The organism is Mesorhizobium sp. M7A.F.Ca.CA.001.08.2.1, from assembly GCF_003998455.1.
GTDB classification, from domain to species: domain Bacteria; phylum Pseudomonadota; class Alphaproteobacteria; order Rhizobiales; family Rhizobiaceae; genus Mesorhizobium; species Mesorhizobium ciceri.
The window spans coordinates 1-6,825 of record NZ_RZPW01000301.1 but is presented as its reverse complement, the minus strand read 5'-3'; the positions used below and the strand labels follow the sequence as shown (position 1 = coordinate 6,825).

The following is a 6,825-nucleotide window of genomic DNA, read 5'->3' as shown; positions in this document are numbered from 1 at the left end:
GACCTGCGCCGGCCCGAACAGGGTCGAGACGAAGAGGCCTGCGGTGCCGAGCCCAAGGGCCGCCGTCAGCGGCACCATGTGGATGAGGATCGCCGACAGCACGAAGCCCTCGGTGGCGAACCCCGCCAGCATCAGCAGGAATGCGGCCCGGCCGCGCCGCGCATCGAGCGGCATTCCCGCTTCATCGGGAGCGGAACCGCGCTCATGCGGCGTGACCGTTGCGTGGCGACGCGACAGGCGCATCAGCCAGGCGTGGATCGGCAGGCATAGGCCGAGATTGAGAGCGGCGAATAAAAGGTAGACCTCGCGCCATGTGAGATGCGCATGCAGCGCCGAGGTCAGCGGCCAGAACAGGGTAGAGGCAAACCCGGCGATCAGCGTCAGATGGGTGATGCTGCGTTGCGGCCGGGGAACCCCGACCTGCACGATCGCCACGAAGGCAGCGCTGTAGAGGACGAAGCTGGAGGCCAGTTCCATCGCCAGCAATCCCAGAACGAAGCTCACGCGGCCGGGTGCGACGGCGCACAGCGCCAGCGCCACAGCCGCCGCGACCGAGCCGACGGTCATGATGCGGCCGGCGCCGAAGCGGTCGGCCCACCGCCCGGCAGTCGGCGCGAACAGGCTGCCGGCAAACAGCGAGGCCGACAGGGCTGCGAATACCCAGCCTTCCGTGAGCCCGAACTCGCGTGCCATTGCCGGCGCCAGGATCGAGAAGCTGTAATAGAGCGTGCCGTAGCCGATGATCTGGGTCAGCCCAAGCGCCCAGATTGCCTTGCGCAGGACGGATCGTTCAGGCATCGACGCCGGCCGCCATATTCTCTCGCGTCTCGGTGGCCGGCGCGGTTGCGCAGCCGCAACCCGATGCGCCGGTTGCCTTGGCGTCCGCATCCCTGACGCAGCAGGCATCGACAGCGGCGGGAGCAGGCCCGCCCCAGCAGCCGGCGCTTTCCGATACCGTCGCGACACCGACGGCACTGCACACGCCGGTCTCCGGCAGCACCAGCCGCACCTCGCGGGCCGCGGCATGGTCTCCGGCAATATCGGCCACCACCGAGCGGACCTGCTCGTAGCCGGTCGCCATCAGGAAAGTCGGGGCACGGCCGTAGGATTTCGAGCCGACGATGGTGAAACCGGGTTCGGGATGCGCGAGTTTCGCAATGCCATGCGCGGGAACCGTGCCGCATGAGTGGAAGTTCGGATCGATCAGCGGCGCCAGTGCCGGCGGCGCTTCGACGGCGGGATCGAGCGCGATGCGGATTTCGCCGAGGAACGACAGGTCTGGCCTGAAGCCGGTGGTGACGACGATGCGGTCCACGGCCAGGCTGAACGGCTTGCCGGCGAGGTGGGCGTCGACGGCAAGCTTCTCGCCTTGCGTCTCGATGCGGTCGACGGCGAAGCCCGTCAGCATGTTCAGCCTGCCGTCCGCCATCGCCTGCCTGGCGGCCAGCCCGAGCGCGCCGCGTTCCGGCAACTGGTCATTCAGCCCGCCGCCAAGCAATCTCTCCATGTTGGCGTGCCGCAGCGCCCAGAAGATCTCGGTGCCAGGCGCGCCATCCTGCAACTCCATCAGCGCCAGCGCGACGTTGATGGCCGAGTGCCCGCCGCCGATGACCAGGACGCGCTTGCCCGCATAGTCTTCTCTCGCCTTGCCGACCACGTCGGGAATGCCATAGGCGATGCGTGCCGACGCCTCGCCTTCGCCGGCAACCGGCAGCCCGTCGATGCCGATCGGGTTTGGCCGCCACCATGTTCCGGATGCGTCGATGACGGCGCGTGCGAGAAAGCGGTGCTCACCGCCGCCATCGCGGTAGCGGATGACGAAGGGCGCGTCCTTGCGGCCGTCATTGGCGACCTTGTCGTGCCCCTGACGGGTGATCGCGGTGACCTCGGCGCCGAGCTTCAGATTGGCGGCGATCGCCGGAAGCCGGCCAAGCGGCGCCAGATAGTCGCGCACGATCTCGCCGCCGGTCGGCAGGCCCTGGCTGTCCGGCGCCGTCCAGCCGGAGCGGTCGAGCAGCGCCCGCGCCGCCGCGTCGATGTTGTATTCCCAAGGCGAGAACACCCGCACATGGCCCCATTCGAGCAGTGCGGCCCCAACGCTTTCGCCGCGCTCCAGGATGAGCGGACAGATGCCGCGCTCGACCAGATGCGCCGCGGCGGCAAGGCCGACCGGGCCGGCGCCAATTACCGCGACGGGAAGATCTGTCATCATGTCCATAGGTTCGATCCTTCCGGTATCTTCGAATTATACGCGCAGAAAAATCAGGCCAGTGCTTTGCCGACGGCGGGCGCACAGGCGTCGGTGCAGCACTCGTCAGCGAGATAGCCGATCAGCGCATTCATGCCGGGATAGTTGGCGCGGCAGATCAGCGTCGTCGCTTGCCGTTCCTGCGTGACAAGCCCGGTATCGACCAGCCGTTTGAGGTGATGCGACAGCGTGGAGGACGGAATGTCGAGCCTGCCCTGGACGCTGCCGACGGCAAGCCCGTCATCACCGGCGCGTACCAGGATGCGATAGAGCTGAAGCCGCGTCGGATTGCCGAGCGCTTCAAGCTGCGCGGCTGCTTTTTCGAGTTTCATGGAAATAAGCTACGCGGCACTTTTCGCGCCGTCAACCCAATTTCAAAAATTATGGAAATAGCATCAGCCGGCGCGCTTGCCCGAGGCGTAAATGACCACCTCACCATCCTCCTTGGTGAACGCGCCGATCTCCGGGTTGGGCAGGATGTCCAGCACCTTTTCCGACGGCCGTGCCAGCACGACGCCGAGCGGACTGACGACGATCGGCCGGTTGATCAGGATCGGATGTGCCAGCATGAAATCGAGGATCTGCTGGTCGGACCATTTCGGGTCGGCAAGGCCGAGTTCGGCATAGGGTGTGCCCTTCTCGCGCAGCAGGGCGCGCGGTGTAATGCCCATCGCCGCGATCAGTTCGACCAACCTTTCGCGCGATGGCGGCGTCTTCAGATATTCGATCACCTCCGGCTCCTCGCCCGACTGGCGGATCATGGCCAACGTGTTGCGCGACGTGCCGCAACTGGGATTGTGGTAGATGGTGATGGTCATTTCGAGGTCCTCTCAGCCGACATGGTATTCCGGACGGCGCCGCCCATCTCGTACCAGCCCTTGCTGCGGTTCACGATCCACACCACCGACAGCATGACCGGAACCTCGATGAGCACCCCGACCACAGTGGCAAGGGCCGCGCCAGAATTCAGCCCGAACAGCGCGATCGCGGCGGCCACGGCCAGCTCGAAGAAGTTCGACGCGCCGATCAGCGCCGATGGTCCAGCCACGCAGTGCCGTTCGCCGCTGAGGCGGTTGAGCAGATAGGCAAGACCGGAATTGAAATAGACCTGGATCAGGATCGGCACTGCCAGCAGCACGATCACCAACGGCTGCGCAATGATCTGCTCGCCCTGGAAGCCGAACAGCAGCACCAACGTCGCCAGCAAGGCAACCAGCGACAGAGGCTGCAGCTTGGCAAGCAGGGCCTCAAGCCCGGCCTGTCCCCTCGCTGCCAGCAGCCGGCCACGAACCAACTGCGCGACGATCACCGGCGCGACGATGTAGAGTGCGACCGACAGCATCAGCGTGCCCCATGGCACGGTGATCGCCGACAGGCCGAGCAGCAGGCCGACGATTGGCGCGAAGGCGACGATCATGATCGCGTCGTTGAGCGCCACCTGCGACAGCGTGAAATTCGGCTCGCCGCGCGTCAGGTTCGACCAGACGAAAACCATCGCCGTGCAGGGCGCCGCGGCAAGGATGATCAGCCCGGCAATGTAGGAATCGATCTGCACGGCGGGCAGCCACGGCCGGAACAACCAGCCGATGAAGAGCCAGCCCAGCAGCGCCATCGAGAACGGCTTCACCGCCCAGTTGATGAACAGCGTCACGCCGATGCCGCGCCAATAAGTGCCGACCTTGGCCAGCGAGGCGAAATCGACGCGCAAGAGCATCGGCACGATCATCAGCCAGATCAGTACGGCGACAGGAATGTTGACCCTGGCGATCTCGGCCGACGCGATGGCGCCGAACACGCCCGGCAGCAGATGGCCAAGCGCGATGCCCGCGACGATGCACAGTGCCACCCACACCGTCAGATATTTCTCGACGAAGCCGATGCCGGGCCGCACCGCCTCAGCTGCGTTCAGAGCATGATCGGTCATGATGGCTTCCTTGTTCGAACGGCGCGCGGCGGACAGTCACAAGCCCCTCAGCAGTCACAGGTCACGGCATTGATGACCGGGCGGCAGAGCTCCGGCGCGCCATTGCAGCAATCTTCCATCAGATAGGCCAGCAGGTCGCGCAAGCCGGTCATGTCGGCGACATAGCGCACGGTCCTTCCGTCGCGTTCGGGACGGATCAGCCCGGCATGGGCGAGCACCTTCAGATGCGCCGACATGGTGTTCTGGATCGTGTCCAGCCTCGTTGCGATCTCGCCGGCTGGAATGCCTTCCGGGCCGGCACGCACGAGCAGCCGGAAGACATCCAGCCGCGTCTCCTGGCCAAGTGCGGCCAGCGCGTTCAAAGTGCCCTTCCTATTCATATATCCGAATCCTTGGATTTATGGATTCGTGAATATCGACTCCCCCACGATCTGTAAAGGATGTCCGCCGCTATGATGTGACGGCAAGCACCTTTCCCGTATCGTGCTGGCGCACGAAGTCCACCCGGGCACCGTCCCAGTGGTAGCTGTAGTGGCGGCCCTGCACTGGAACGGCAATGACGTCGGGCCAGAAGATGCCGATGCAGCCGCCGCCCGGCATGCGCACGCTGTTCCACACCAGCCCGTCGCTGCCTGCTGCCCGCAGCGCCCGCCCTTCCGCCTGCGAGGCGGAATAGTCGTCCGGGTCGAGCACGCCGGGCACGGCGTTGACGTCATCGAGATCGCGGTCGACGTTGCCGATCAGCACGCGGAAATCCGCCGTCCAGCCCGGCCCTTCGTTTGTGGCGCCCATGAATTTCTGATGGTGGTGGATGGTCTCGGCCAGCGCCACCTCCTCGCTGTCGCCGGCATAATAGATCCCGTAGCTGCCATCCGAGAAGCGCCCCGGCCGCAGCGTCGAACAATGCACGAAGGGCGCCATCACGAAACTGGCGCCGGGGCCGGAAACCCGCCTTGCGGCAGCCACCTTGCCGAGGTCGCCGATCTCGAACCGTACGCGCGGGTTGGTCTTCGCCTCGACGGCGGCCAGCGCCTCCCAGTCGCGCGGGTCGGCAATGTCTTCGAACAGGTCGATCGGTGGGTGGATGGAACGGATGATGCGGAAGGTCTGGTGCCAGTCGACGCGGCGACGGACCGCAAGCCCACTCACCATGCACCACGCTCCGCATCGAGCCATTCGCGCATCGCCGAGAGATCGGAGATTTCGCCGCGCAGCATCAGGTCGAGCGCCGACTGGCCGCCAAAGGTGGCATTGGGCTTGCGGATCCAGGCATAGCCGCGCGCCGGCTCCGTGAAGAGGTAGCGCAGGCCCTTGTGGATGCCCATCAGATGCGCCATGCGGGTGCGCAGGTCGCGGTCGATCCTGCCGATGCCACCTTCCTTCGCCCCAGTCTTCCAGCGTGCCCAGGTGCGCGCCGACATACCGCCAAGCAGGATGCAGGCCTCCAGGTCGGTGAGGTTCCAGGCCTTGAACAGATTGACCGTGGTGCGCGCCAGCGCGCCCGCTTCTTCATCCGAGATAGCGGCTCCGAACGTGGCCGGCGTGGTGACGATGGACTGAAGCTGCATTGCGTTCACCTTGCTGATTGGCAGATATATAGCATGTATTTGCCAATTGGCAAGAATGCGGAGATGGCAAGGCTTGGCTGCAAAATGAAAAGGCGCGGCCCACACCGCAGGCCGCGCCCTTTATTGCATCACACTGTACGGTGCCTACTCAGCCGCTTCATATCCCGCGATGCCCTTGATCTCGAGGAAATCCTCAAGTCCGTATTCGGCATATTCGCGGCCATTGCCCGACTGCTTGTAGCCGCCGAACGGCAGGCCGGCGTCCCACTGGGGATAGTTGATGTAGACATTGCCGGTGCGCATGCGCGCCGCGACTTCGCGCGCCTTCTTCATGTCCTTGGCCTGGATGTAGGAGGCGAGGCCATAGACGGTGTTGTTGGCGGTCTCGACCACCTCGTCGACGCTGTCATAGGGCATGATCGCCAGTACCGGCCCAAAGATCTCCTCGCGCGCGATGCGCATGTCGTGGGTAACGTCGGCGAACACTGTCGGCCTGACATAGTAGCCGCGGTTGAGTTCGGCCGGACGGCCGGGGCCGCCGGCGACCAACGTCGCACCCTCGTCGATGCCGGCCTGGATCAGGTCCTGGATCTTGTCGAACTGAACCTGGCTGACGACCGGGCCGAGCTTGGTGCCGGCAGCATCGGCCGGACCGACGGTGAATTTTTCCGCCGCAACCTTGGCATAGCCGGCCGCCTCGTCATGGCGCTCGCGCGGCACGAACATGCGCGTTGGCGCGTTGCAGGACTGGCCGCTGTTGCTGAAGCAACCGGCCACGCCCTTGCTGACCGCGCTTGCGAGGTCGACGTCGGGGAACAGAATGTTGGCCGACTTGCCACCAAGCTCCTGATGCACGCGCTTGACCGTGTCGGCGGCGGCCTTGGCCACCAGGATGCCGGCGCGGGTCGAACCGGTGAACGACATCATGTCGATGTCAGGATGGCTGGACAACGCCTGGCCGACGCCCGGTCCGTCGCCATTGACGAGGTTGAAGACGCCCTTCGGCACGCCGGCCTCGTCGAGGATCTCGGCGAAGATGATGGCGTCGAGCGGCGCGATCTCGGATGGCTTGAGCACCATGGTGC

9 protein-coding genes are annotated in these 6,825 nt (G+C 65.3%); all 9 read right to left on the bottom strand.

Annotated elements, in window-relative coordinates:
* Window positions 1-798, bottom strand: a 798-nt coding sequence (locus tag EN914_RS18525) for an MFS transporter (RefSeq protein ID WP_164778789.1), incomplete at its 3' end; no start/stop codon positions are given.
* Window positions 791-2,218, bottom strand: coding sequence for an NAD(P)-binding domain-containing protein (locus EN914_RS18520; RefSeq protein ID WP_127389194.1), 1,428 nt, complete (start codon window positions 2,216-2,218; stop codon window positions 791-793). The genes EN914_RS18520 and EN914_RS18525, both read right to left, overlap by 8 nt.
* A 44-nt stretch (window positions 2,219-2,262) precedes the next feature.
* On the bottom strand, window positions 2,263-2,580 hold the full coding sequence (locus EN914_RS18515) for a helix-turn-helix transcriptional regulator (protein ID WP_024501781.1): 318 nt from the start codon (window positions 2,578-2,580) through the stop codon (window positions 2,263-2,265).
* A 63-nt stretch (window positions 2,581-2,643) separates the two neighbouring features.
* Window positions 2,644-3,066, bottom strand: a complete 423-nt coding sequence (arsC, locus tag EN914_RS18510; RefSeq protein ID WP_024501782.1) for an arsenate reductase (glutaredoxin) — start codon at window positions 3,064-3,066, stop codon at window positions 2,644-2,646.
* Entirely contained in the window at window positions 3,063-4,172 is a 1,110-nt protein-coding gene (arsB, locus tag EN914_RS18505; protein WP_024501783.1) for an ACR3 family arsenite efflux transporter, read from the bottom strand. The genes arsC and arsB overlap by 4 nt, the downstream gene beginning before the upstream one ends.
* A 47-nt stretch (window positions 4,173-4,219) precedes the next feature.
* A complete protein-coding gene (locus EN914_RS18500; RefSeq protein WP_024501784.1) occupies window positions 4,220-4,552 on the bottom strand; it encodes a helix-turn-helix transcriptional regulator in 333 nt (110 codons plus the stop codon).
* A gap of 70 nt (window positions 4,553-4,622) precedes the next feature.
* On the bottom strand, window positions 4,623-5,324 hold the full coding sequence (locus EN914_RS18495) for an RES family NAD+ phosphorylase (RefSeq protein WP_024501785.1): 702 nt from the start codon (window positions 5,322-5,324) through the stop codon (window positions 4,623-4,625).
* A complete protein-coding gene (locus EN914_RS18490; RefSeq protein ID WP_013530547.1) occupies window positions 5,318-5,740 on the bottom strand; it encodes an MbcA/ParS/Xre antitoxin family protein in 423 nt (140 codons plus the stop codon). The genes EN914_RS18495 and EN914_RS18490 overlap by 7 nt, the downstream gene beginning before the upstream one ends.
* A gap of 144 nt (window positions 5,741-5,884) precedes the next feature.
* Window positions 5,885-6,825, bottom strand: a 941-nt coding sequence (locus EN914_RS18485; RefSeq protein ID WP_164778788.1) for an aldehyde dehydrogenase family protein, incomplete at its 5' end; no start/stop codon positions are given.

Coding starts and splice junctions, on each gene's coding strand:
- EN914_RS18520 (WP_127389194.1), bottom strand. CDS start 2,218: ATGGACATGATGACAGATCTTCCCGTCGCGGTAATTGGCGCCGGCCCG.
- EN914_RS18515 (WP_024501781.1), bottom strand. CDS start 2,580: ATGAAACTCGAAAAAGCAGCCGCGCAGCTTGAAGCGCTCGGCAATCCG.
- arsC (WP_024501782.1), bottom strand. CDS start 3,066: ATGACCATCACCATCTACCACAATCCCAGTTGCGGCACGTCGCGCAAC.
- arsB (WP_024501783.1), bottom strand. CDS start 4,172: ATGACCGATCATGCTCTGAACGCAGCTGAGGCGGTGCGGCCCGGCATC.
- EN914_RS18500 (WP_024501784.1), bottom strand. CDS start 4,552: ATGAATAGGAAGGGCACTTTGAACGCGCTGGCCGCACTTGGCCAGGAG.
- EN914_RS18495 (WP_024501785.1), bottom strand. CDS start 5,324: ATGGTGAGTGGGCTTGCGGTCCGTCGCCGCGTCGACTGGCACCAGACC.
- EN914_RS18490 (WP_013530547.1), bottom strand. CDS start 5,740: ATGCAGCTTCAGTCCATCGTCACCACGCCGGCCACGTTCGGAGCCGCT.